This is a genomic window from Streptomyces sp. NPDC024698, from assembly GCF_055559015.1.
In genome coordinates this window covers 207994-231160 of sequence record NZ_JBVHLK010000010.1, presented here as the reverse complement: position 1 = coordinate 231160, position 23167 = coordinate 207994, and the positions used below count along the sequence as shown (strand labels likewise).

General features: G+C 71.4%; 23 protein-coding genes. 14 read left to right on the top strand and 9 right to left on the bottom strand.

The features are described from left to right. Window positions 1-332 precede the first annotated feature (332 nt). From ACZ4AA_RS23670 to ACZ4AA_RS23640, 7 genes are all read left to right on the top strand, one after another. Window positions 333-1109 (top strand): endonuclease/exonuclease/phosphatase family protein, encoded by a 777-nt coding sequence (locus ACZ4AA_RS23670; protein WP_467605937.1) that lies wholly within the window; start codon window positions 333-335, stop codon window positions 1107-1109. A 25-nt stretch (window positions 1110-1134) separates the two neighbouring features. Next, window positions 1135-1989 (top strand): acyl-CoA thioester hydrolase/BAAT C-terminal domain-containing protein, encoded by an 855-nt coding sequence (locus tag ACZ4AA_RS23665; RefSeq protein WP_467605933.1) that lies wholly within the window; start codon window positions 1135-1137, stop codon window positions 1987-1989. Window positions 1990-2089: 100 nt separating this feature from the next. Then, the gene (locus tag ACZ4AA_RS23660) at window positions 2090-3355 is read left to right on the top strand and encodes an MFS transporter (protein WP_467605929.1); all 1266 of its coding nucleotides are present in this window, start codon (window positions 2090-2092) and stop codon (window positions 3353-3355) included. Window positions 3356-3614: 259 nt separating this feature from the next. Then, entirely contained in the window at window positions 3615-4109 is a 495-nt protein-coding gene (locus ACZ4AA_RS23655) for a sortase (RefSeq protein ID WP_467605924.1), read from the top strand. A 199-nt stretch (window positions 4110-4308) separates the two neighbouring features. After that, window positions 4309-4881 carry a class F sortase gene (locus ACZ4AA_RS23650; protein WP_467605976.1) on the top strand — a complete coding sequence of 191 codons (573 nt, stop codon included), beginning with the start codon at window positions 4309-4311 and terminating at the stop codon, window positions 4879-4881. A gap of 182 nt (window positions 4882-5063) precedes the next feature. After that, window positions 5064-6341, top strand: a complete 1278-nt coding sequence (locus ACZ4AA_RS23645) for a GAF domain-containing protein (protein WP_467605920.1) — start codon at window positions 5064-5066, stop codon at window positions 6339-6341. Window positions 6342-6487: 146 nt separating this feature from the next. Then, window positions 6488-6715, top strand: a complete 228-nt coding sequence (locus ACZ4AA_RS23640) for a hypothetical protein (RefSeq protein ID WP_467605916.1) — start codon at window positions 6488-6490, stop codon at window positions 6713-6715. 133 nt (window positions 6716-6848) lie between these two features. Here the strand turns inward: ACZ4AA_RS23640 and ACZ4AA_RS23635 are convergent, their stop codons facing one another. Beyond that, window positions 6849-7526, bottom strand: coding sequence for a GAP family protein (locus tag ACZ4AA_RS23635; protein ID WP_467605912.1), 678 nt, complete (start codon window positions 7524-7526; stop codon window positions 6849-6851). A 173-nt stretch (window positions 7527-7699) separates the two neighbouring features. Next, window positions 7700-9757, bottom strand: coding sequence for a SpoIIE family protein phosphatase (locus tag ACZ4AA_RS23630; RefSeq protein ID WP_467605970.1), 2058 nt, complete (start codon window positions 9755-9757; stop codon window positions 7700-7702). A 486-nt stretch (window positions 9758-10243) separates the two neighbouring features. Between ACZ4AA_RS23630 and ACZ4AA_RS23625 the strand changes: the two genes are divergently transcribed. Genes ACZ4AA_RS23625 through ACZ4AA_RS23615 form a run of 3 tightly spaced genes read left to right on the top strand, consistent with a single transcriptional unit; the run spans window position 10244 to window position 12118 of the window. Next, window positions 10244-10876, top strand: a complete 633-nt coding sequence (locus tag ACZ4AA_RS23625; RefSeq protein ID WP_467605965.1) for a HemK2/MTQ2 family protein methyltransferase — start codon at window positions 10244-10246, stop codon at window positions 10874-10876. After that, window positions 10860-11072: a CDGSH iron-sulfur domain-containing protein gene (locus ACZ4AA_RS23620; RefSeq protein ID WP_467605910.1), complete on the top strand. Its 213-nt coding sequence runs from the start codon at window positions 10860-10862 to the stop codon at window positions 11070-11072. The genes ACZ4AA_RS23625 and ACZ4AA_RS23620 overlap by 17 nt, the downstream gene beginning before the upstream one ends. Next, window positions 11069-12118, top strand: a complete 1050-nt coding sequence (locus ACZ4AA_RS23615) for an iron-containing redox enzyme family protein (protein ID WP_467605907.1) — start codon at window positions 11069-11071, stop codon at window positions 12116-12118. The genes ACZ4AA_RS23620 and ACZ4AA_RS23615 overlap by 4 nt, the downstream gene beginning before the upstream one ends. A gap of 87 nt (window positions 12119-12205) precedes the next feature. Here ACZ4AA_RS23615 and ACZ4AA_RS23610 read toward each other — a convergent pair whose 3' ends face one another. The 5 genes from ACZ4AA_RS23610 to ACZ4AA_RS23590 form a co-directional block, all read right to left on the bottom strand. Beyond that, window positions 12206-12868 (bottom strand): fasciclin domain-containing protein, encoded by a 663-nt coding sequence (locus ACZ4AA_RS23610; protein ID WP_467605904.1) that lies wholly within the window; start codon window positions 12866-12868, stop codon window positions 12206-12208. 104 nt (window positions 12869-12972) lie between these two features. After that, a complete protein-coding gene (locus ACZ4AA_RS23605; RefSeq protein WP_467605902.1) occupies window positions 12973-14616 on the bottom strand; it encodes a sulfite oxidase in 1644 nt (547 codons plus the stop codon). Window positions 14617-14760: 144 nt separating this feature from the next. Next, window positions 14761-15111 (bottom strand): STAS domain-containing protein, encoded by a 351-nt coding sequence (locus tag ACZ4AA_RS23600; RefSeq protein ID WP_467605899.1) that lies wholly within the window; start codon window positions 15109-15111, stop codon window positions 14761-14763. Next, a complete protein-coding gene (locus ACZ4AA_RS23595) occupies window positions 15108-16397 on the bottom strand; it encodes a PP2C family protein-serine/threonine phosphatase (protein ID WP_467605896.1) in 1290 nt (429 codons plus the stop codon). The genes ACZ4AA_RS23600 and ACZ4AA_RS23595 overlap by 4 nt, the downstream gene beginning before the upstream one ends. Beyond that, window positions 16397-17200, bottom strand: coding sequence for an alpha/beta fold hydrolase (locus ACZ4AA_RS23590; RefSeq protein WP_467605892.1), 804 nt, complete (start codon window positions 17198-17200; stop codon window positions 16397-16399). The genes ACZ4AA_RS23595 and ACZ4AA_RS23590 overlap by 1 nt, the downstream gene beginning before the upstream one ends. A 193-nt stretch (window positions 17201-17393) precedes the next feature. Between ACZ4AA_RS23590 and ACZ4AA_RS23585 the strand changes: the two genes are divergently transcribed. The 3 genes from ACZ4AA_RS23585 to ACZ4AA_RS23575 all read left to right on the top strand — a co-directional run bounded on the left by ACZ4AA_RS23585 (window position 17394) and on the right by ACZ4AA_RS23575 (window position 20067). Next, a complete protein-coding gene (locus tag ACZ4AA_RS23585; protein ID WP_467605890.1) occupies window positions 17394-17717 on the top strand; it encodes a DUF6479 family protein in 324 nt (107 codons plus the stop codon). Between the two features lie 102 nt (window positions 17718-17819). Further along, the gene (locus tag ACZ4AA_RS23580; protein ID WP_467605888.1) at window positions 17820-18845 is read left to right on the top strand and encodes an SDR family NAD(P)-dependent oxidoreductase; all 1026 of its coding nucleotides are present in this window, start codon (window positions 17820-17822) and stop codon (window positions 18843-18845) included. 37 nt (window positions 18846-18882) lie between these two features. Beyond that, entirely contained in the window at window positions 18883-20067 is a 1185-nt protein-coding gene (locus ACZ4AA_RS23575) for a zinc-dependent alcohol dehydrogenase (protein ID WP_467605886.1), read from the top strand. A gap of 228 nt (window positions 20068-20295) precedes the next feature. Here the strand turns inward: ACZ4AA_RS23575 and ACZ4AA_RS23570 are convergent, their stop codons facing one another. Then, on the bottom strand, window positions 20296-21084 hold the full coding sequence (locus tag ACZ4AA_RS23570; protein WP_467605884.1) for a hypothetical protein: 789 nt from the start codon (window positions 21082-21084) through the stop codon (window positions 20296-20298). Window positions 21085-21254: 170 nt separating this feature from the next. Continuing rightward, a complete protein-coding gene (locus ACZ4AA_RS23565) occupies window positions 21255-22190 on the bottom strand; it encodes a LysR family transcriptional regulator (protein ID WP_467605880.1) in 936 nt (311 codons plus the stop codon). A 138-nt stretch (window positions 22191-22328) separates the two neighbouring features. On the opposite strand from ACZ4AA_RS23565, the gene ACZ4AA_RS23560 reads away from it, so the two are divergent. Then, window positions 22329-23147: an inositol monophosphatase family protein gene (locus tag ACZ4AA_RS23560; protein WP_467605877.1), complete on the top strand. Its 819-nt coding sequence runs from the start codon at window positions 22329-22331 to the stop codon at window positions 23145-23147. The last annotated feature ends 20 nt before the right edge of the window (window positions 23148-23167 follow it).

Here is a 23167-nt window from a genome sequence, read left to right as displayed (position 1 = left end):
GTGCGGTGCAGTCCTAGACAGCTCCACCACATCGGAGGTCTTCGCCATGTTCAAGACCCGCCAGTGTCAACAACGCTCGTGATCAATACACCTAGGCCCACAGCCGAACGCACACGACGGTCGATGGCCTGTGCGAGCGCGCGAGATCCCGCTGCGCGCTGACTTGTCGCCGCGAAGACGGCGAACACCGCCGACACCTGACCTCGGCCCGGCCCGCCACGGGCGTGCCCGGGCGGCACGACGCGGAACACTGGGCGGACCCGGAACCGACCGACACGGCTCGGCGTCATCAGAGCGTCCGAACAGCTGCCCCGCGGAAGGTGACAGGTTTCGTGCAGGCCCTGCGACTGCTGACCATGAACGCTCTCTTCACCGGCGACGTCCCGGCACGGCTGCGTGCCCTCGGCGCGGCGCTCGACCGGTCCGACTACGACATCGTCTGCCTACAGGAGGTCATGTTCCGCCGCCACGCCCGCCTGATCCGTCGTGCCGCCCCCGCGTACCGGTACTGCGCCTGCTCCGGCACGGTCCTGCTCAAGGGCGGCCTGGTGCTGCTGTCCCGGTGGCCGATCAGCCGGTCACGGTTCGTGCCGTACCCGATGACGGGCCCGGTGCGCGGCGAACTCCTCATGCGCAAGGGTGTCCAGGTGGCGTCCGTCGCCACCCCCGACGGTGAACTGGTGCTCCTGAACACCCACTTGTCGGCCAACCGGGACGACGACTGGTCCCCCACGAACCGCTACACGCGCATCGCTCATGCCGAACTGGCCCGGCTCACCGGGCTGATCGCGGCCGTCGACCCGTCCGTGCCCCTCGCCGTGGCCGGTGACCTGAACCTTCCCCGCGACTCGGCGGCACTGTCCGACTTCGTCACCGCGGCGGGGCTGCGCGACCTCCTGGCCGGCGACACCCGCCCGACCTATCGGCCGACACCTCGATGGCCGTCGCCGCCGGCCCTGGACCACGTACTGGTCAGGGCCGCCGCCGGGCAGACACTGACCGGCGACGCCGACCTCGTGTTCCAGGACGAGGTGACCCTGGACGACGGCCGCCAGGCCTATCTGTCCGATCATTACGGTGTGCGGGCGCAGATGATCCGCTCACCGTGACACGAACGCCGGCGCTGGGGGACACGTGGACCTTGTCGAACACGAGCTGATCCGTCCCTGGGAGGGGGTGCTGGTCGCGCCCGCCCGCGGCGGTGACGTCGGCGTCCTGGTGCTGGCCGGTTCCAGCGGACGCGTCGAACGGGAGAGGGCGCGCCTCCTGGCCCGGCAGGGCATGACGGCGCTGTCCATCCGCTGGTTCGGCGGGCCGGGGCAGCCTCCGGGCATCTGCGAGACACCCCTGGAGACCTTCACCGCCGCGGTCGACCTCCTCGTCGCGAACGGGGCCGGGCGCATCGGGATCCTCGGTGCCTCCAAGGGGGCGGAGGCGGCTCTGGTGACCGCTGTCCACGACCCCCGGGTGGACGTCGTCATCGCGGTCTCACCCACCTCGCACGTCTGGTGCAACGTCGGACCGGGCCTCGACGGCAAGGACCGCCCCCACCGCTCCTCGTGGACCTGGAAGGGCCGGCCGCTGCCCTTCGTCCCGGTCGACGACTCCTGGACGCAGGCGGAACCGGAGGGCGACCCGGTCGCCATCCGCGGCTGGTACGAGCTCAGCGAGCGGAGTTTCGCGCCCTTGCTCCCCCTGGCGGAGATCCCGGTCGGCAGGGCCCGCGCCGATCTGGTCCTCGTCGCGGGTGGCGACGACGCCATGTGGCCTTCCCTCCCCTTCGCCGAACGGCTGGCCCGACTCCGGCGCTCGGCCGGGAGCACGGTCGAGCTGGTGGCCCGCCACGACGCCGGCCACCGGCCGCGTCTCCCCGGTGAGAGCCCGGCCCCCGCATCCCCGTACTTCCTGTACGGAGGCACTCCCGCGGCCGACGCGCTCCTGGGAGCGGCCGCCTGGCCGCACATCCTCGACCGGCTCCGGCCGACGTAATCGAGGTGACCTGCGAGGACGGCATTGCTTACCATCGGGCGCCCGCAGTTCATGTCCTCCGCCCCTGATCGGTCGTTTCGTGAAGTCCTTGGTTCCTGGTGTGCTCCGTGACGAGCCCCAGTTCGCCCGTCTGTTCATCGGGCAGTGCCTGTCGGTGCTGGGCGACCGTGTGTCGTTCATCGCCGTGCCCTTCGCCGTGCTCTCCGTGGGCGGATCCGCCTCGGACGTGGGCCTGCTGGCCGCCGCCGCGCTCATCCCCACGTTGCTGTTCGGCCTGGTGGGCGGGGTGTGGGCGGACCGTTTCCAGCGGCACCGCATCATGCTGGCGTCGGACCTGGTGCGGTTCGTGGTGCAGGGGCTCGCCGCGGTCCTGCTGCTGACCGGAGTCGCCGAGGTCGGGCATCTCGTGCTCCTGATGATCGTGTTCGGCACCGCCGACGCGTTCTTCATGCCCGCGGCCACCGGGCTGATGCCGCTGCTCGTCGGGGCCGACCGGCTGCGGGAGGCGAACGCCCTGCGCGGGTTCGTCCAGTCGGCCGGTCTAGTGGTCGGCCCCGCCCTCGCCGGAGGCCTGGTGGCCTTGGCGGGCCCCGGCGGCGCGCTGGCGGTGGACGCGCTGACGTTCGCGGTCAGCGCCGCGTTCCTGGCCCGGCTGACGCCGCGCGCCATGACGCCCGAGGCGTCACCCGCCGCCTCGGGAGGAACGTTTCTCGCGGAGCTGCGCGGGGGTTGGGCACAGGTACGCAGCCGGACGTGGGTGTGGTCCGGTATGGCGGCGATGTCGGTCTACCACATCGTCGTGCTGCCGTCCGTGTTCGTCCTGGGGCCCGTCCTGGCCGAGCGGCAGTGGGGTGGTGCGGCGGGCTGGTCGGTCGTGACCGCGGGCTTCGGCATCGGGTCCATCGTCGGGGACGTCTGTGCCTACCGGCTCAAGGTCGCCCGTCCGATGGCGCTCGCGGCCGCCGCGCTGGCCGTGGGCTCCTGTCAGGCGGTCATCATCGGGTCCGGCGCGACGGTCGCCGTGACAGCCGTCCTCGAAGCGGTCACCGGCGTGGGCGTCTCCCTCTTCTTCGTCACCTGGGAAACCGCGCTCCAGACACACATCCCGGAAGCCGCCCTGTCCCGTGTGAGCTCCTACGATTATCTCCTCTCGGCGGGACTCATGCCGCTGGGCCTCGCGGTCGCCGGCCCGGTGTCCGATTCCCTGGGCCTGCGCCCCACGCTGTACGGGATGACGCTGATCGCGGTCCCCGCCTCGCTGGCGCTCCTGTGTGTCCCCTCGGTGCGTCGCCTTCCGGCACACGCCCCGACCACGAGGAACGACAGCGGCAGCGTCGACGCCGCCCCGGAGGTCAGCGTTCCGTGAAGCGGTGCCGAGGCATGGCCCCGTTCGGGGATGAAGATCGTTAGCCCATCCGCCACCCGGGACGGCACGTTCGCCGCGCCGCATCCGCTTCCACGACCTGCGTAAACGCCGGGCGGGTGAGCGGTGGCTGCGGCTGGCCGGGTGACGCCGGGGTCCTCGTCTCCTGTTGCGGAGCTGACGGAGCGTCGGTTTTCTCGTCGGTGGAGACCACAGGAGCGCCGAGCGGACGGTTCGGCCACTGCCTTGCCGGAGGATTCCCTTGCGAAACACACATGTTGGCCTCGGTGTCGGACTGCTCCTCGGGGTCATGGCGCTCCAGAGCCCGGCCGCCGTGGCAGCCGACGACACGCAGCTCCGCATCAACCCGGGCAGTGCGCTGCCGGGCTCCACGGTCCGGGTCACCACCACGGCCTGCGGCCCCGACGTGACGTACGGCAAGGGCCAGTCGACGGTGGGCGGCCAGTTCAACATGTTCGGCGGCAACCAGAAGGGCGTGCTCGCGGGAGAGTTCCAGATCCCGGCGGAGGGCGCGTCCGGCATCGACACCGTGACCGTGAAGTGCCCGCCGCGGATCAAGCTGACGGATACGTACCAGATCGCCGAACAGCAGCCGAACGGTGCGATCCAGGCCGGCTTCGGTGACGCCACGGACACCAACACCCAGGTCGCCGTGGGCAGTGCGCTGATCGCCGCGGCCGCCGCCGGGGCCCTGTTCAGGATGCGCCGCCGTTCGCACGACGGCGCCCGGTCCTGACCTTCCGCTCCGGTCACCCGGCCACGCGGGGTCCGTCCCCCGGACCGCGGGAGCGGACCCCGTCGGCACCCTCCAGGCAAGAGGCTCGACTGTGAAGGAATCCAGGGACAGGGCCGGTACGACCCCGCGCACGTCCGTCCCCCCGGTCACGTATCTGGTGCTGGCGCTGGTGGCGGGCATCCTGCTGGTGCTCGGCACGATGATCGACCGGCGGCCCCCGCAGCCGTCGGCCGACCAGGCCTTCTCCACACCTTCGGCGGGTCACCCCGGCCCGACGGCACACGCGGACGTGCCGCCGCTGCCCCGCTCCGAGCCCGTCCGGCTTCGTATCCCCGCGATCGGCGTGAACGCGTCCCTCGCGCGGCTGGGCCTCGACAAGGCGGGGGCGTTGCGGCCCCCGCCCGAAGGCGACGCCGGGGTCGCCGGCTGGTACGGCGGCGGCACGACCCCCGGTTCCCGGGGCACGGCCGTGACCACGGGACATGTGGACACGCGCGCCGGAGAGCCCGGAGTCTTCTACCGGCTCGGCGCCGTCACCAAGGGCGCATCCGTCGAGGTCAGCCGGGCGGACGGTCGTACCGCCGTCTTCACGGTCGACGCCGTGGAGGTCTACGACAAGGACAGGTTCCCCGAGAAGAAGGTCTACGGCAGCTCCGGCCGGCCCGAACTCCGCGTCATCACCTGCGGGGGCGAGGCCGGGGACAGCGGATACAGGGGCAACATCGTGGTGTACGCGACCCTCACCGCGGTACACCGGACGGAGCCGGGGTAGCCCGCCCCTTGGCTCGGCCGGTGCCGCGCGGTGCGGCGCACGATGTCAGGTGCCGGGCGTATCCGACGGCGGCGAGCGACACTTCGGGCCATGCCTGCCCCGCTCCTTGCCCTTCCGCCCGCACGGGTCGAAGGTGGAGGAAGGGTCGGACAGCGGCCGACGTTCCGGGAAGGACGGGCCGCATGTCACAGGAACAGGCGGTGGCCTCGCGGTCCGGTCGTCGGGAGCTGAACGCGACGCTCGCCGTACGGCGGGTGACGAACGGCGCGGACGTGCTCTGTCTGTCCGGCGTTCTCGACACCGAGGGTGCCGCCGCACTCGGCCAGGAGCTCACCGCACACCTTCGGACAGTGGGCCCACGCCGGCGTGTGATCCTCGATCTGACGGGACTGCGGCTGGTGAGCGCGGCCGGCATCCATGTGCTGGACACCCACACACGTCCTCGCTCCGACCATCCGGTCCTGGTGGTCGTCTCCACCCCGCATGTGCGAGAGATCTTCACCCTGGCGCCGGCGCCCGGCCTGCGGGTCTGTCCCACGCTCGACGCGGCGCTGGCCGCGCTGCTCGAGGTCGCGCCGCCTCATCGCGTCGAGACGGCGGAGGAGCCGGCGGGCCGGGCGACACACGAGTCGGCGTGCCAGTCGGTGTACGAGTCGGACGACGCCCTCGGCCCGCACGCCAAGGTCCGTGCCGGTGCCGTCATCGGCCTGGCCCAGGGAATCGTGTTCGAGCGCTACACCCTGGACGGCTTCCAGGAGGCCCTCGACCTGCTCCGTGAAGCCTCCCGGCGTCACAACGTGCCGCTGGGCATCCTCGCCTCCACCGTGGTCACCGCCCCACGCCCCGCCGCGCGCTCGTCCGAGTGGTTCCCGGGCCGCCTGCGTACTCCCCCGCCGTCTCCCGAACTGCTGGACGTCCCCGACCAAGTGGCGTACGACCGGCGGCAATTGCTGCGCACGCTCGTGGACGAGGTGGTCACCGTCGCCGACGCGGAGGGCGCGGAGGTGCATCTGGTCGACCCCGCTCTGGACAACTCCCTTGTCCTGGAAGCCCACTTGGGTCTCGCCTCCGCCTATCGGGATCAGATCGCCCAGGTCGGCGACCCGCCGGCCGTGTGCGCGCGGGCTCGTCTGCTCGGACGGCCGGTGTTCGTCGCAGACGTCACGACCGACCCCGACCTCGTGGCGACCGAGGTGGGCCGCACCGCGTCGGCCGCGGGCAGCCGCGCCCTGTACGCGGTGCCCGTCCTCGCCGAGGACGGCGTGTGCTCGGGCGCCATCACCGTCCACCACTCCCGGCCGGGTCCCTGGCTGGCGGACGTACAGTTCACCGGTCTGCGGACGCTGGCCGGCGACCTGGCGCGCTGGAACTCCTGGTACGGGCGAACCGTCGTCCTTGACGCGCTGGAGCACCTCCACGCCCTGGCTGAGGTGCCCAGATCTTCGCCGATCACGCCGTAATCGCGTAGCCCCGCCCTGGCGCCTGCCCTCGCAGTCCCCCAGGGCGTCCGTCCGTTGATTCGCCCGCGTCAGCGGGGGAACCCGACGGGAGTCCTTCGGACAATGCCAGGCCACACGACGGGCACGGCAGGAAGCGAGGAGGGCTCGTGGAGTACGCATTGCGCGCCGAGTACGCGCAGGACGCCCCGCCCGAGTCGGTCGGTGCCCGGGTCGCGCTGTGGCACATGACGGGGGCGGGCGAGACGGTGTCGCTGTGCGGGCGGCGGCTCGACCCGGCCGCCTGGACACAGCCACCGAAGGCATGGGGCACCCCCGAGTCCGATCCCTTCTGCCGCGACTGCGGGGTGAGGTATCTCCGCATGGGCGTGGGCTGACAGGGCCCCGCGTACAGACACCCTCACTCACTGACAGCGGTCCCCGGCGCGCACGGGCCCGACCGGCAGGGACCGTCGGCCGCGCGACCGGCCCGGCCGCGCCACGGTCGCCCGCGGCGTTCGGCCACAGGTCTCACCGATCCAGCCCGGACAGCCCGTCTCCCAGGACGCCGGCGCCCAGGAGCAGCAGCACGATCACCGTGATCACGGTGCTGTTGGTGACCATGAACTCCCTGACGGTGTCCAGGAACGACGCGGCGCGCCGTCCGCCGGCGAGGTGCAGGCCGACGGAGCCGAGGACCGTGCACGAGGCGATGAGGACGTAGACGGCGACGGCCGTGACGAGGCCGACGTCATGTGCCCCGGCCTCGACGATCGACGTGGTGGCCGACGCGGTCAGGACGAGGTTCTTGGGGTTGGCTCCCGCGAGGAGGGCGCCCAGGAGCAACGCCCGTCCGGCACCGGCGTCGTCGAGGGAGGCCATCCAGCGTGGCTGCCGCTCCCGCTCACCGGCGCGCGGGCGTGTCCACCAGGTGCGAGCTCCGAGGGCGACGAGGGCTCCGCCGGCGAGGATCCGGCCCCAGTCCGCGACCGCCGACGACGTGCTGTCGGGGTCGTCGGCGCCGCCGAGCAGCGACGCGACGAGCGTGGCCGCGATCGTGAGGCCGGTGATCCACCCGGCCGCGAACAGCAGGCCGTTGCGGCGTCCGTGCGCGCCGGACAGGATCAGGATGATCCCGATCAGAGGGAAGGGACTGAGCGCGACCGCCAACGCGGCCGGCAGCATCGCCCCCATCGCCTGGCCGAGCACCGGCTCCCCCTTCCACCTCGTACGAACGTGACGGCACCTTTGGCTGAAGTCATCCGGATGCTGCCCCGGCGACGGCCGTCATGCCTTCCGAACCCGCCGACGTCACCCGTCTGATCCCGCACCCGTCGGCTCGCGGGCGTCAGGCTCCGGCGGCCCTCGGACTTCGCCGGTCTTCAGACTTCGCCGGTCTTCAGAAGGAGTACGGCGATGTCGTCGGTCGGAAGGCCGTGCGGCCAGGAGTGGTGGATGAGCTCGTCGACGAGCTTCGCCGGCCGTGACCGGCCCGCGAGGAGCTGCGCGAGACCGCTCGTCATCCGGTCGAGGTCGGTGCCGGGCACCTCGACCAGGCCGTCGGTGTACAGGGCGAGGGTCGTCCCCGGGGGCATCGGGACCGTGGTGATCGGGTACGCGAGGTCGACACCGATGCCGAGCAACGGACCCGGATCGATCTCCAGCACACCGGGACGTTCCCCGGGCCGGTGCAACAGGGGCGGCACGTGGCCCGCGCTGGCGACGCCCATCCGACCGCGAGCCAGGTCGATGTGCGCGTACAGACAGGAGACGAGGAGGTCGGGTTCGAGGTCGGCCAGGACGCGGTTGGTGCGGGCGAGCACTTCGTCCGGGCTCGCTCCCGCCGTGGCGTGGACGGCCGTACGGACCTGTCCCATGAGGGCGGCGGCCGCCATGTTGTGGCCCTGGACGTCGCCGATGACAGCCGCCGCGGTCGAGTGGTCGAGTCGGATGAGGTCGTAGAAGTCTCCGCCCACGTCCATGCCGTGACCGGCGGGGAGGTAGCGCGCCGCCACCTCAAGGCCGCTGACGGTGGGCAGGCTGCGCGGGAGCAGTGCCTGCTGAAGCGTGTGGGCCAGGTCGTGCTTGGCGTCGTAGAGGCGGGCCCGGTCGAGTGCCTGGGCGACGAGTCCGCCCAGCGACGTGAGGATGGCCCGGTCGTCGGCCGTGAAGGTGTGCGGGCGGGCGTAGGTGAGGATGCAGCACCCGACGGGGCGGGCGTCGCTGATGAGCGGGAGGAAGGCCCAGGCCTGCTTTCCGCTGATCCGTGGTGCGGCGGGATAGTCGCGGGCGAGTTCGTCGGGATCGGTGAAGAACAGGGGAACCCCTCTGAGCAGCGCCTCGCCCGCGGGCGTGAGGCCCGTGTCCACCGGAAGGCCGTCGAGGCTTTCGATGGTCTCCGGGCCGTAGCCGTGGTGGCCCATGATCCTGAGGCGTCCGGCGTCGGCTGCGGACAGGACCATGCCGTCGGCCCCGAAGGCGGGCAGGATCTGCACGGCGATCAGGTCGACCACGTCCTGCACACCGACCACGTCCGTCAGGGCCGCCGCCAGATGCACGAGCTGGTACAGACGGCCGACGGACGCCCCGCTCGCCGCCGGAGAGGCTGCCCCGGGCGGGTCGTCCGGCGCCGAGCCGCGGGCCTTGACCCGGACGCTGATGCCGCTGGAATCGGGGTGGAGATCGATGTCTAGCCAGGTGTCGGGCGGCCGCAGCACGGTGAAGGCGACGGACTCGCGGCTGATGACCGCGGTGCGGTAGTGGTCCTCGACGAGGACCTGGTCCATCCAGGGCAGGGACTGCCAGGGCCTGGTTCCCAGGAGCCGGCCGGCGTGGCGGCCGAGGAGGGTCGCGGCCCGGCTGGTGAGAAAGGTGATCCTGCCCTCGAGGTCGAGGGCGACGAAGCCTTCCGGCAGCCGTTCCAGCAGATCGGCGGGGGCGTGGGCGGACAGGGCGTAGCTCTCGGAGACGTCGTCCACGGGGATCATGTGCGGCTCGTCCGGCGGGACGAACGCCCTGCCTGCCTGCTCGATCACCCGGGCGACGCGTCGGCCGAGGGCGGCGAAGTTTCCTCTTTCCCTGGGCGAGGCGCGCCCGGAGTGGCCGGCCGGCCAGATCAGGAACAGGACGCCCCAGCAGCGGCTGCGGCCGGACAGCGGTGCCGAGGCGAGCGCGTACTGGTAAGGAAAGGCCGCCGCGGTCTGGGGATAGGAGAGGGCCATCTCCTCCTGCGAGCCCACCCACACGACGCGGTCTTCACGGAACGCGTCGCCGACCGGGACGGACGCGGTCACGGGCACCTGCCACCAGGCCGCGGCGGCATCACTCGGCAGCCCGCACCCCACCGTGAGTGCCAGAAGCTGCCTGGTGTCGTCCACGAGGTAGATGCCGCCGCCCGACGCCCCGGCGCGACGGACGGCCAGCGCCAGCGACTCCGCCAGCGGCTCGACCCCGCTCGGCTTCCGGGCGCGGATCGACGGCGTTCCCAGGACCGGCTTCTCGGCGCGGCCCGGTCTCACCCTTCTCGGGTCGGTCGACACAGCGGCGAGCCTCCTCCGCAACCACACTCGACAGTCCTGTTCGCGGGCCCCGGCACGCGCGGGGGGCGGCGCCGGCCTCCTGCCGGACCACCCGTCCGGCCATCAGGCTCGCGCGATGTCCTTCCTCCTTGCCTCCCAAGTTCCGCGATTTACGAGATTTAGGCATTTTTGACCGGATTGAACAGGCAGGGGTCCGGTCTCCACGCGGCTCCCGTCCCCCTCGACACGGCACGGTCGTTACGTCTGCGGCTCAGGGGTACTCGTGTGGCGCCACCGGCTCCCGACCGGTGCGTCCGCCACCTCGATCACGTTCGGAGCGGAACCGTGAAGGCGTACCTCGTCCACCGCACCTGCGAGCCGGCCCCCGCCTCCCCGTCCCGCTGCTGGATCCCGCCGGGGGTCTACCGCCCCCAGACCGACACCGGACTGCTCAGAGGGGCGCTGCGCCGGGAGCGGATCACCGGCCGCACCGAGGTCCTCGACCTCGGCACGGGCAGTGGCGCGCTCGCGGTGGAGGCGGCCCGGCTGGGTGCCCGGGTGACGGCGGTGGACATCTCCTGGCGGGCCGTGGCCGCCGCGTGGTGCAACGGACTGCTCAACGGGCACATGGTGAGAGTGCGCCACGGGGATCTGGCGGCCGCCGTACCGGGCCGCCGGTTCGACCTGGTGGTCACCAACCCGCCGTACGTGCCCGCCCCGGGCGATGCGCGGCCCCGGGGCAGCGCCCGCGCGTGGGACGCGGGAACGGACGGGCGCCTGCTGATCGACCGCATCTGCGCGTCGGCCCCGGCGGTCCTGCGCCCTGCCGGACGGCTGCTGATCGTGCAGTCGCACCTCAGCGGTGTCGAGGAGACACTGGCCCGGCTGCGGGCGGGCGGGCTGCGAGCGGAGGTCGTCGAGCGCATCCGGCTGCCCTTCGGACCCGTACTGCGCTCACGGCTCGGCTGGCTGCGCGAGCGCGGGCTGGTGACCGGCCGTACGACAGAGGAACTGGTGGTCATCCGTGCCGAACACGCCTGAACGCCCCCGCCGCATCCGGGTCCAGCGCGAGGGGCCGCTCCTGGTGGAGGGCCCCGTCGAGATCGTGGGCGAGGACGGGAAGTCGACCGTGTCACATCGCTTCGTGGTGGCGGTCTGCACCTGCCGTCGCACACGGACCCCGCCGTGGTGCGACACCAGCCACCGCCGTCGTACGAAACCGGACGAGACGTCATGACGGCCGTGCGCCTGCCCGAACCACGCGGCCCGGTCTCGGCCAGGCTCCTCGGCGCGCTGCGCGGATCGAACGCCGTCGTCCCCCTGCGTCCCGCGGAGGCGGACGCGTACGGCGGCGATCTCCACCTCGCCCTGTACGTCCTCTACGAACTTCACTACCGCGGCTTCGACGGCGTACCGGACGACCGTGAATGGGATCCTCAACTCCTCACCCTGCGAGCCGCTTTGGAGGATCGATTTCTCCACGCGGTGCGGGCGGACGCGCAAGTCGATCCGCCCGGGACCGCGGAGCACGCACTCGACGAGCTCCAACGCGAACCCGTCCGCGAGGACCACGGCAGCGTCTCGCACTTCCTCCGCGACCACGGCACCCTGCAACAGATGCGGGAATACGCGGCGTTGCGCTCCCTCTACCACCTCAAGGAGGCCGATCCGCACTCCTGGGTGCTCCCCCGGCTGCGGGGCCGGGCCAAGGCGGGCATGGTCGCGGTGGAGTTCGACGAGTTCGGCGCGGGCCGCGCCGACGAGATCCACGCCCGGCTGTTCTCCGACCTGATGGCCGACCTGGGCCTGGACACCTCCTACGGCCACTATCTGGACGCCGCCCCGGCCGCGGCACTGGCCACCGTCAACCTGATGTCCCTCTTCGGCCTGCACCGTGCCCTGCGCGGAGCGCTCGTCGGCCATTTCGCGGCCGTGGAGGTGACCTCCTCCCCCGCCTCCCGGCGCCTGGCCCAGGCCCTGAGCCGCCTGGACGCAGGTCCGGCGGCCGTCCGGTTCTACACCGAGCACGTCGAGGCGGACGCGGTCCACGAACAGGTCGTACGCCACGAAGTGGTCGCCGGACTGCTGGAGGACGAACCGCAGTTGGAGGCCGACGTGGTGTTCGGGATCCGTGCCACCGGCCATCTGGAGGACCGACTGGCCGCCCGCCTGCTGCCGGCCTGGCGCGACGGCCGGTCGGCACTGCGCACGAACCGGGCGGCCCGGACGTCGCGGACCGGACCGGACCGGGACGGAAAACCGGTGCTCGGCCAACCACGGTGACCCGGCCGCGCTGTGGTCGGTGAACCAGAACCTGCGTTCTGGTTCACCGACCGTCCGACCGCGTCGGCCCGTTGCCGTGCGCCGGTGTCAGCTCTTGGGCATCAGGACGGTGTCGACGATGTACACGTTGGCGTTGGCGGTCTTCACGTTGCCGCAGACGACCTTGGCCGAGTCGTTGACCGTGTAGGACTCGCCCGAGCCGGAGGTCATGAGCTTCGACTTCTCCAGGGTGGTGAAGGAGCCGTTCTCCAGGTCCTTCGGGGTCAGCTTCTGGCCCACGACGTGGTAGGTCAGGATCTTCGTCAGCTGGGCCTTGTCGTTCAGGACCTTGTCGAGGGTGGCCTTCGGGATCTTGGCGAAGGCGTCGTTGGTCGGCGCGAACACGGTGATGTTCTGGGCGTTGTTGAGGGTGTCGACCAGACCCGCCTTCTTCACCGCCGTCACGAGGGTGGAGAGCGCCGGGTTGTTGGAGGCCGCGGTGGCGACCGGGTCCTTGGACATGCCGTCGAAGGAACCGGCACCGTTCTTCGGAACGGAGGAACAGGCAGGGCCGAAGGGCTGGTCCATGCTGCTCGCGCCGGCGCTCGAACCACCCATGTCGTCAGCGCTCTTGGTCGCCGAACCCGCCGTCGTCGAGGCGGAGTCGGACTTGCCCGAGTCACTGCTGCCACTGGAGCAGGCGGTCATGACCAGGGGCAGCACGGCGGCGGCGGCGAGAAGGCCGGTGGTACGACGGATACGCGTGTTCATCATGTTCTCCTGTTGAAAGGCGCAGCACGAGGCGGCTGCGCTCGGGGGTGTCGCAGGGAAGTGGTCTTTGAGGGCACGTGGCCCTTGTCAGGGGGCGGGAGCGGTCACTCGACGCTCACGACGACGGAGTGCCGGCCGCTGGCGCCGTCGGGGATGGTGCGCGTGCGCCGCTCGGTCTGTACGGTGCCCGCGCGGTCGGTCGCACGGACGGTGAGGGTGTGGGCGCCTTTGGTCGCCTGCCAGGGAAAGGACCACTGGCGCCAGGTGTCGCGGGTGTCCTCGGCGGCCAAGTGGGCCGTCTGCCAAGGGGCGTCGTCGATGCGGACCTCGACCTTGTCGATGCCCCGGTGCTGGGCCCAGGCGACCCCGGCGATCATCACGGTGCCGGCTCGGGGCCGGGCGAACGGCTTGGGTGTGTCGATGCGCGACTCGGTCTTGATCGGCGCCCTGCGGGCCCAGCCGCGCTTGACCCAGTACGGGTCGTAGGAGTCGAAGGTGGTGAGCTCGATGTCCTCGATCCACTTGCAGGCCGACACGAACCCGTACAGCCCCGGGACCACCATCCGCACCGGGAAACCGTGCTCGAAGGGCAGCGGTTCGCCGTTCATGCCGAGGGCGAGCATCGCGTCGCGGCCGTCCATGAGGTCCTCGACCGGACTGCCGATCGTCATGCCGTCCACCGAACGCGCGATCAGCTGATCCGCGGGACCGCCGCGGGACGGAGGTCTCACCCCGCACTCGGCCAGCAGATCGGCCAGTCGTACGCCGGTCCAGCGGGCGTTGCCCACGTAGGGGCCGCCGACCTCGTTGGACACGCAGGTCAGCGTGATGTCCCGCTCGATCAGTTCCCTGCGGAGCAGGTCGTCGAAGGAGTAGGTACCCGGACGGCGTACGCCCTTGCCGTGGATCCGCAGACGCCAGCTGGTGGCGTCCACCTTGGGCACCACCAGCGCGGTGTCCACCCGGTAGAAGTCGCCGGTCGGAGTGAGGAAGGGACTGATCCCGGGAACGCGGAGTCCAGCACCTCTGGGCACCGCTCGTGCCGGTGACCGGGGACTGGGGAGCACGACGGTACGGCGTGAGGCGACCGCGTCCTGTCCGCGCGAGGCGTTCAGTGACCGGCCGACCGCTCCGACCACGGCGGAGGCCGCCGCGGCGGAGGCGGCCACCAGCACGAATCCCCGCCGGTCCCAGCCCTCGGAGGCGGGCAGAGCACGTTCCGCTTCCTCCGTCACCTCCTCCGTCACCGACGCGGACGCCGGCCTCGGTGACCGCCTCACCGCGGTCAGGCGGCTCACCAGCGCATACAGAAGCAGTGCCCCCGCGAGCGCCCCCACGATCGAGGGCAGCGCGTCGGTGAAGCCGGTCGAGTCGGGCCTGCTGACGGCGGCCGCCGCCCCCACGACCCCGAAGAGAAGGACCCCGGCGGCTCCGACCCGCCGGAACCGCACCGCCAGCACACCCAGCGTCAGAGCCAGCACGCCGAGCACGGCGAGAATGCCGAGCTGGAGCACGAGCTTGTCGTTGGTACCGAAGTGCCGGATCGCCCAGTCCTTGACCGGGGCGGGCGTCGCGTCGATGGACGCGCCACCCACCGCGATGACCGGACTGGCCTGCGGACGTACCGCTGCCGCGACCAGTTCGGCCACCGCCAGCGCGGCGAACCCGGCCAGCGCTCCGCTCAGCGCACCCAGCGCCAGACGCGTCACACCGAGCCGTGCTCTCCGGTCCTTCTCTTCATCCCTCACACGGGGAATCCGGTTCTGCGCGCCGGACGGATTGGCCTCCCCACCTGATCGGGTGAAATCAGATCTTCCACCCATCCAACCCGCGTTCCGCTACGGATCAAGTCCCGCGGTCCGCGCCGCGTCGCCCTGAATCCGGTTCCGCGTTCAACGCCTCCGGCCCGCGCCGAGGCCGGTGTCGCCGCCTTGGACGACGGAGAAGATCTGGTCGAGTCCGGCGATCCGCAGGAGGCGCAGGGTGTTGGAGGGTACGGCCGCCAGCACCGTGTCCGCGTGTGCGGTGAGGGCGTGGTGGTGGGCCGCGATCAGGGCGCTGAGTCCGCTGGAGTCGCAGAATTCCACGCCGCCCAGGTCCAACGTCAGGCGCTGGCCCGGCCGGAGGGTGACGGTGGGGATCAACTCCCTGAGTTCGGGGGCGGTGTCGTAGTCGAGTTCCCCGGAAATCTCCAGAACGGGACCGGTGGCGGCATCTCGGGTGGTGATCTTCAGTGGGCTCATCGGGTGCTTTTCGTCAGGGAGTCGGGGGCCGGGACGCCGAGGGCGAGCAGGGCGGTGTCGTCGTCGAGCCCGTCTCCGAAGCTGTGCAGCAGACCGGTGAGTGCCTGGACGACGGCGGAAGTGGGTCTGCCCGCGAGGTCGGCGGCGAAGGCGAGAAGAGCCTCGTCGCCGAACAGGCTGGTCCGGTCGTCGCTCGTACGGGCCTCGGTGATGCCGTCGGTGTAGAGCAGGAGTGTGTCACCGGGGGCGAGGACGGTCCCGGCCGCGGTGAAGGGGGCGGAGGGCAGGATGCCGACGAGGAGTCCGCCGGGAGTCGGCAGGAACGCGGCGGTGCCGTCGGCGCGCAGCACGATGGCCGGCGGATGGCCGCCCGAGGCCAGGTGGACGGCGATGTGCCCGGTGTCGGGGTCGGGTTCGAGGGTGCCGAAGACCGCGGTGCAGTAGCGCGGGTCGCCGCTGCCGCCCGCGTACCGCTCGTAGAGGACGGTATTGAGGGTCCTCAGGGCGGAGAGCGGGTCGGGGTCGTGCAGGGCGGCGGCGCGCAGGGTGTAGCGGGTCAGTGAGGTGACCGCGGCGGCCTGGGGCCCTTTGCCGCACACGTCGCCGAGGAAGAATCCGAAGCGCTTGCCGTCGATCGGGAAGACATCGTAGAAGTCGCCGCCGAGCCGGTCGGGATGGGCTGTGTGGTAGTGGGCGGCCGTGTCCACCCCGGGGATCGGCGGCAGGATGTCGGGCAGCAGCGACTGCTGGAGGACGGCGAGGGCGTCCTCCAGCCGGGCCCGGTCCGCTTCCGCCCGCTTGCGCGCCGCCTCGGCCGCCTTGCGCTCGCGCAGGAGTTCCTCCTCGTAGGCGCGGCGGTCGCGGGCGTCGAAGAGGGTGGTGCGGATCAGCAGGGGCTCGCCCGTACCGCCGTACTTGACCGCGGAGGAGACCAGCACCGGCATCCGGCCGCCGGGCTGCTTGATCTCCAGGGCGATGCCGTTGATCTCGCCCCTCATCCGCAGCAGCGGCGCGAAGTGCGTCTCGTGGTACAGCTTGCCGCCCACGGTCAGCAGGTCGGTGAACCGCATCCGGCCCACCACCGCGTCGCGCTCCAGGCCGAGCCAGGTCAGCAGGGTGGTGTTGATCTTCGCGACGGTGCCGTCCATCAGCGTGGACAGATAGCCGCACGGCGCGCTCTCGTAGAGCTCCTCGGCGCTGTCCTCCAGCAGTGAGGCGAACGCGACGCCGGAGACCTTCTCGTCGTCGGCCTCGTACGGATCGGGGTGCTGACCGGCGCGGCACATCACCGCAGGCTCTCCAGGAACGTACGGACGGCGTCGTTGGTGGCTTCGGGCGCGGACAGGTGCGGGCAGTGGCCGTACGCGTCCAGGGTGACGAGCGTCGAACCGGGGATCGCCCGGTGCACGAAGGCGCCGGCCTCCCGGGGAGCGATCACGTCCTGGGTGCACTCCAGCACCAGGGTCGGCACCGTCACCTTCTTCAGGTCGTCCCGCGAGTCCGACAGGAACGTGGTGCGGGCGAAGACGGCCGCCATCTCCGGATCCGTGGCGCAGAAGCTGTTCTTGAGCTCGTCACCGAGGTCCGGCCGGTCCGCGTTGCCCATGATCACCGGTGCCATCGCCGCCGACCAGCCCAGATAGTTCGACTCCAGTGACGCCAGCAGCTCGTCGATGTCGTCGGCGCTGAAGCCGCCGCGATAGCCGTCCTCGTCGATGTACCGCGCGGACGGGGCCACCATGACGAGCGCCCCGATCCGCTCCGGGGCCAGGTCGGCCGCCAGTACGCCGACCATCGCGCTGACGGAATGGCCCACGAACACCGCGTCGGACAGATCGAGCGCCTCGCACACCTCCACCACGTCCTGGGCGTAGCCGCTCAGCGAGGCATAGCGATCGGCCGAGAACGCGGCCGCGTCCGAGCGGCCGGCACCCACGTAGTCGAACAGCACCACCCGGTAGTCCTCGGCCAGGGCCGGCACCTTCAGCCGCCACATGTTCTGATCGCATCCGAACCCATGGGCCAGCACCACCGTGCGCCCCCGAGGGTTGCCGGTGACGGTGACATTGTTCCTGCGAGCGACATCCATGCCCGGCAGTCTCTCAGCACCTGTCCAGTGCCCCATCGCGACCATCCACCTCGTGTATCCCTCCCGCCCCCGCGTAAACCGGATCTACGGGGGGAAAGGGCCCGGCTGCCGGAAGCAGACCCGTTCCGGCGCGGGCCGAGCACCGCCGGAGGATCCGGAGTCTGGGCTTCAGGAGCGTGGGTACCCGGCCGCCATGAACCACGCATACTGGAGCATCGCGCTGTCGAACGCCGCGATCGGCACGCTGGGCGCCCTGCTGGGCGGCCTCGTCATCGTGGGAGCCCTTGTGTGGGCGGTGGGCCTTGGCATCCGGGCACGCCGTCGCGAGCCGGGCCCGCCCCAGACGCATGAGCAGCCCAGGCTTCCGCGATCGGGGCCCGCGCACGAGACCTCGGAGATCAGGGAACCGAACGAGGTGCCCCGCGCCGCGAACGAGAGCGAACGCCTCACCCCGCATCAGCTCGGCGGCTCCGGCAGCAAGCGCAGCGACCGACAGGAGCGGCCGCGCTGGGAGTAGGGGGCGAGCCGAGCGGGCCCGGCCCTTCGGCGGCGGAGGTTCCGCCCGATGCCGAACCTTCCTGGCCTCCCGACCTCTCCCGATCTCCCCGACAGCGAGGTGATGAAAGTGACATCGACTCCACGCCGGTCGGAACTGGCCGGCCTCTCCGCACTGGTCACGGGCGGGTCCAGGGGCCTCGGGCTGCTGCTGTCCGCACGCCTGGCCCAGCGCGGCTGCCTGGTCACGATGGCGGCCCGCGACGGGGACGAACTGCGCCGCGGAGCCGCATGGGCGGAGGAAAGGACCGGCAAGAAGTTCTCCACCGCCGTGTGCGACGTCCGTGACCGGCAGGCCGTGGAGTCGGTGGTCCGGCAGACGGACGCCCGGCACGGCGGGCTGGACGTCGTCGTCGCCAATGCCGGTGTCATCCAGGTGGCCCCGGTGGCGTCGCTCGGCAGCGGTGCCTTCGAGGACGCCATGGACACCATCTTCGGCGGCGCCGTGAACACGGCCATGGCGGCACTCCCGCCGCTGCGCGCGAGCGAGGCCGGGGGCCGGCTGTGTCTCATCGGCTCGGTCGGCGGGCTGCTCGCCGTACCCCATCTGCTGCCGTACTCGTGCGCCAAGGCCGCCGTCGCGACGCTGGGCGAGGGCCTGCGGGCCGAGACGGCCGGAGGAAGCCTCAGCGTCACGACCGTCCACCCCGGGCTGATGCGCACCGGCTCACATCTTCAGGCCGAGTTCGGCGGACACTCCTCCCGGGAGTTCGCCTGGTTCTCCGCGCTCTCGGGGGCACCCGTCGTCTCGATGGACGCCGATCGTGCGGCGGAGCGCATCGTGCGGGCGCTGGAGAGGCGCAGGACCCGTCTGGTGCTCACTCCCGCCGCGCGTGCCGCTTCCGTGGCGCACGGGGTTGCACCGACAACGGTCACCCGGCTCAGCGGGATCGCCGCCCGGCTCCTGCCCGCTTCCCCGGCGGCCCACGGCAACGCCGGCCCGGACGGGCCCGGGATCGAGCAGGGCCACGGCATCGATCGGTCCGCCTCCACCTGGACGGAGAAGGTCCGCAGGCTGGGCAGCGGACTCAACGACCGGGCCGCACGCCGGTACAACCAGCAGATCCCGGGCCCGCCGACGAGCGCCTGACCCGACGGGGCCGCACCCCGCGACAGAAGGAGCACTCATGCGCGCACTGACCTGGCACGGCAAGAGGGACGTCCGGGTGGAGACCGTGCCCGACCCGCGGATCGAGAAGCCCGACGACGTGATCGTACGGATCACGTCGAGCGGCATCTGCGGATCCGACCTCCATCTCTACGAGTTGTTCGGTCCCTATCTGGACCCCGGCGACATCCTGGGACACGAACCCATGGGCGTGGTCGAGTATGTCGGACCCGAGGTCCACGCCCTCAAGCCGGGCGACCGCGTCGTGATCCCCTTCAACGTGTCGTGCCGCGACTGCTACATGTGCGACCGCGGGCTGCATTCGCAATGCGAGACCACACAGGTCCGCGAACGCGGCACCGGCGCGTCACTCTTCGGGTACACCAAGCTCTACGGCCAGGTCCCGGGCGGCCAGGCGGAACTGCTGCGGGTCCCCTTCGGCAACAAGCTGCCCATCAAGGTCCCGGACGGACCGCCGGACGACCGCTTCGTCTATCTGTCGGACGTCCTGCCGACGGCCTGGCAGGCGGTCGAGTACGCCGACATCCCCGAAGGCGGCACGGTGGCCGTCCTCGGGCTCGGCCCGATCGGTGACATGGCGGCCCGGATCGCACAGCACCGCGGGGCCGGCCGGGTCATCGGGATCGACCCGGTCGCCGACCGGCTCACCCGCGCCTCCGCACACGGTGTCACCTGCTTCGACGCCCGACGCGAGGGTGCCGAACTGAAGGAGACCGTACGGGAGTTGACCGAGGGGCGGGGACCGGACGCGGTCATCGACGCCGTCGGGATGGAGGCTCACGGAGCGCACTTCGCCAAGGCCGCCCAGTGGGTCACCACCCTGCTTCCGGACAGCGTCGCCCAGCCGCTCATGGAGCGAGCGGGGGTGGACCGGCTGACCGCCCTGCACACGGCCATCGAGCTCGTACGGCGCGGGGGCACGGTCTCGGTCTCCGGCGTGTACGGCGGGGCGGCCAGCCCCATGCCGCTGCTGACCATGTTCGACAAACAGATCCAGCTGCGGATGGGCCAGGCGAACGTGTGGCGCTGGGTCGAGGACATCCTGCCGCTGCTGACCGACGCCGATCCGCTCGGCGTGGACACCTTCAAGACCCACGACATGCCGCTGGAGGACGCCCCCAAGGCATACGCGATGTTCCAGGCCAAGGAGGACGCCATGGTCAAGACGCTGCTTCACCCCTGACCCCGGAACCCGGGGCCCGGGGCCCGACCCGAATTCCCCCTGTTCCCACATGGACAACCGCATGGATCAACCGGGAGTCGAGTGACGACGGTACGACAGAAGTCGGCCGTGTCGCCATGGCCGCCGGGGCCGCGAATTCCCGGTCCCGGCGGCGGAGTTGTCACCGGCCGACGTGTGCGGCTCGACGACACAGGCATCCGGCAAGGAGGCCGGCCCCAGTCGAGCGGATCAGCGGCTGGCGCGGCGGGTGGTTACTCCACCTGCTTCGAAGTCGTAGATGGTGCGGTTCAGCCGCAGCCCGTCGACGGCGCCGGACCACAAATAGTCGCGACCCTTGCTGACGCCGACGGTGTCGACGGTGGGCTTGTCGCCGCCGTCATTGAGGGCGGCCTTCAGCTGCGCGAACGTGCACTCCGTGGTCTGGTTGCAGCCGGTGATGTCGCCCGTGTCGCCGGTGATGCGCCACGTGCCGGTGGTGGTGGCGTCCAGGTAGGGGCTCCAGCGGTTGGGTACGACGCCGTCCGGGCTCCACACCACCGTGGCGAAGGTGTCGGTCGGGTGCCCGGTGAGGTGCGGGTTGATCTCGATGGAGATGTTCGGCAGGTTCCGCACGCCGCCGTTCTCCACGTTGAACGCGGTCTGGAAGACGTGGAAGCCGATCTGGTCCACGTCGAGGAAGTTCTGGCCGACGAAGTCGACCTCGTCGCCGAAGAACGCCTTCTCGCTCCCCGGGCTGAGACTCGTGGCGGCGTCCGCCACCTGGATGCCGAGACTTCCGTCGCCGTACGGCGGCTTCGAGATCGTGTTGTCGAGGCCGACCGTGGCGAACGGTCCGCGCCGCAGCGCGACCTCGGGGGAGCCGATCTCGTTGCGGGAGACCACGCCCCAGTAGTCATGACCGGCCCGGGCCGCGTCAGGGGCCACGGAGGCCACCGCCGGCAGGGCCGAGGCCGCGATCGCGATGAGCGCGGTGACGCCGAGAGCCGTCTTCCGCTTCATGCCGAAGCGAGCGTTCACGCCCACTCCTTTCAAGTCGATGCAGGTTCGGGACGCAAGATCACGCCCTGCCCACATGCCTGTCACGTTGCGCAGTGGCATATGCGTGGCAGGTCACCCCGCACCCGTGTGGCCAGCGACTCAACACCCCTGGCCGAGTGCGCCACGACCACGGGCACGGCCGTGCTCCGTCACAGCCTCACTCCGTGGCTTTCGGCTTCCGCCGACGCTCCGCTCGCGGCCAGCGCGGTTCGGGCCAGCCCGCGCAGCCAGGCATGGGCGTGGTCGGTGTCGTAGCGCTGATGCCACGACAGGTATATCGATGCCGGTGGCAGTTCGAGCGGGAGGGGGAGGACGACCAGGCCGAGGTCGGCGACCGCTGACCGCGTGGTGGCTTCGGGAACGCTGATCAGGAGATCCGAGCCGCGCGCGAATTCCAGCGCGGCCGCCTCCGTGGGCGCGGTGGCCACGACGCGGCGGGTGAGGCCGAGCCGTGCTAGCGCGTCGTCCAGGGAACCGCTGAGGTTTCCGCGTCGCGAGATGGTGACGTGCTCGGCGGCGGCGTACCGCTTCGCGGTGACGGTCCCGGCGCGGGTGAGGGGGTGCCCCTGTCTCACGACGATGACCAGGCGGGTCTCGCCCACGTTCTCGACCCGGATGTCCGGTTCGCTCGGGCGGTTGGCGTTCGCCTCCAGGTCGACCTCGCCGCGCCGCAACTCGGGTGTGTCGACGCTGGATTCCGCGAGGAAGCGCAAGCGCACACCGGGCGCCTGGGCGCGGACGGCCGCGAGGAGTGCGGGGCCGCTCAAGGCGACCAAGGAGTCGTGCCAGCGGAGCGTGAACGTGCGTTCCAGCGTGGCCAGATCGAGTTCGCGGCTCGGTGCGAGCACACCGTGGACCTGGTGCAGCAGTTCGTGCACCTCTTCCCGGACGGCGATCGCGTACGGGGTCGGGGTCATCGTGCGGCCGGTGCGCACCAGGATCTGGTCCCCGGTCGTGCGCCGGATGCGGCCCAGGCTCCGGCTCATCGCGGGGGCGGTGACGTGCAGGCGGGCGGCCGCCCCGGCCACGCTCCCCTCCTCCAGGAGCGCGTCCAGCGCGGTGAGCAGGTTCAGATCCAGTTGCATGCGAGTAATCCTATCCGTGCTTGACATGCATTTGAAGTTAACGATGAGCCTCTATACCTTCGAGATCAGAGCGCGGGACGGGAACACACCGCCTCGCCCGACCGGCCCAATCGCCCCTCTTCACACGGGAGTTCCGCCATGTCCGCAACGCCTCGGACCACTGACGTCACCACCTCGGACGCCGACCTGCTCGACCGGACCGCGATCGCGGTGCGCGCGGCCGGCTCGGCACTACGAGAGCGCTTCGGCGAGGTGGTCCACCACGCGACCCGTGACGAACTGATGCGAGCGCTCGCCGCCAACGACGACACGGCCCTCGCCATCCTGCGCCCCCGGCTCACCGACCTGCGTCCGGACGCCGGCTGGGTGGAGGACGAACTGGACGGCGGAGAGCTGCCGCCCGGCGAATGGTGGGTCGTGGATCCGGCCGAGGGCAACGTCAACCACCTGCACGCCCTGCCGGAGTGGGCGGTGACCGCCACCCTCGTGCGTGACAACGCTCCGGTGCTCACCGTGGTCCACCTGCCGATGACCGGCGAGACCTACACCGCGCTGACCGGCGCGGGCGCCCACCTCGACGGCCGGCCGCTGCACGTCTCCCCGACCGCGGACCTCGGCCTGAGCATCGTGGCCACCAGCCAGGCCCGGCCGGACGAGGACGAGTCGGTGGTGCGCCGCGTCGGGTCCTCGATCACCGCGATGCTCTTCGACGCGCTCGTCGTCCGCACCGCCGTGCCCGCGACCCTGCACCTGCTGAACGTGGCCGCGGGCCGGATCGACGCCTTCTGGCAGTTCGCCGGCGCCCGCGCGGACCTGCTGCCCGGGGCGCTGCTCGTCACCGAGGCCGGCGGCCGGATCTCCGACGCCGAGGGCCGTCCCTGGACTCCGCTGAGCGAGGGCTTCCTCGCCGCCACGCCCGGCGTCCACGCGCAGGCCGTCGCCACGCTCTCCCGCTGACCGCACATCACGACCCCGTA

Bases quoted from the DNA above. Each gene is read 5' to 3' on its own strand.
- ACZ4AA_RS23650 (WP_467605976.1), top strand. From the start codon at position 4,309: ATGATCGACCGGCGGCCCCCGCAGCCGTCGGCCGACCAGGCCTTCTCC.
- ACZ4AA_RS23645 (WP_467605920.1), top strand. From the start codon at position 5,064: ATGTCACAGGAACAGGCGGTGGCCTCGCGGTCCGGTCGTCGGGAGCTG.
- ACZ4AA_RS23615 (WP_467605907.1), top strand. From the start codon at position 11,069: ATGACGGCCGTGCGCCTGCCCGAACCACGCGGCCCGGTCTCGGCCAGG.
- ACZ4AA_RS23610 (WP_467605904.1), bottom strand. From the start codon at position 12,868: ATGAACACGCGTATCCGTCGTACCACCGGCCTTCTCGCCGCCGCCGCC.
- ACZ4AA_RS23600 (WP_467605899.1), bottom strand. From the start codon at position 15,111: ATGAGCCCACTGAAGATCACCACCCGAGATGCCGCCACCGGTCCCGTT.
- ACZ4AA_RS23595 (WP_467605896.1), bottom strand. From the start codon at position 16,397: ATGTGCCGCGCCGGTCAGCACCCCGATCCGTACGAGGCCGACGACGAG.
- ACZ4AA_RS23590 (WP_467605892.1), bottom strand. From the start codon at position 17,200: ATGGATGTCGCTCGCAGGAACAATGTCACCGTCACCGGCAACCCTCGG.
- ACZ4AA_RS23585 (WP_467605890.1), top strand. From the start codon at position 17,394: ATGAACCACGCATACTGGAGCATCGCGCTGTCGAACGCCGCGATCGGC.
- ACZ4AA_RS23580 (WP_467605888.1), top strand. From the start codon at position 17,820: ATGAAAGTGACATCGACTCCACGCCGGTCGGAACTGGCCGGCCTCTCC.
- ACZ4AA_RS23575 (WP_467605886.1), top strand. From the start codon at position 18,883: ATGCGCGCACTGACCTGGCACGGCAAGAGGGACGTCCGGGTGGAGACC.
- ACZ4AA_RS23565 (WP_467605880.1), bottom strand. From the start codon at position 22,190: ATGCAACTGGATCTGAACCTGCTCACCGCGCTGGACGCGCTCCTGGAG.
- ACZ4AA_RS23560 (WP_467605877.1), top strand. From the start codon at position 22,329: ATGTCCGCAACGCCTCGGACCACTGACGTCACCACCTCGGACGCCGAC.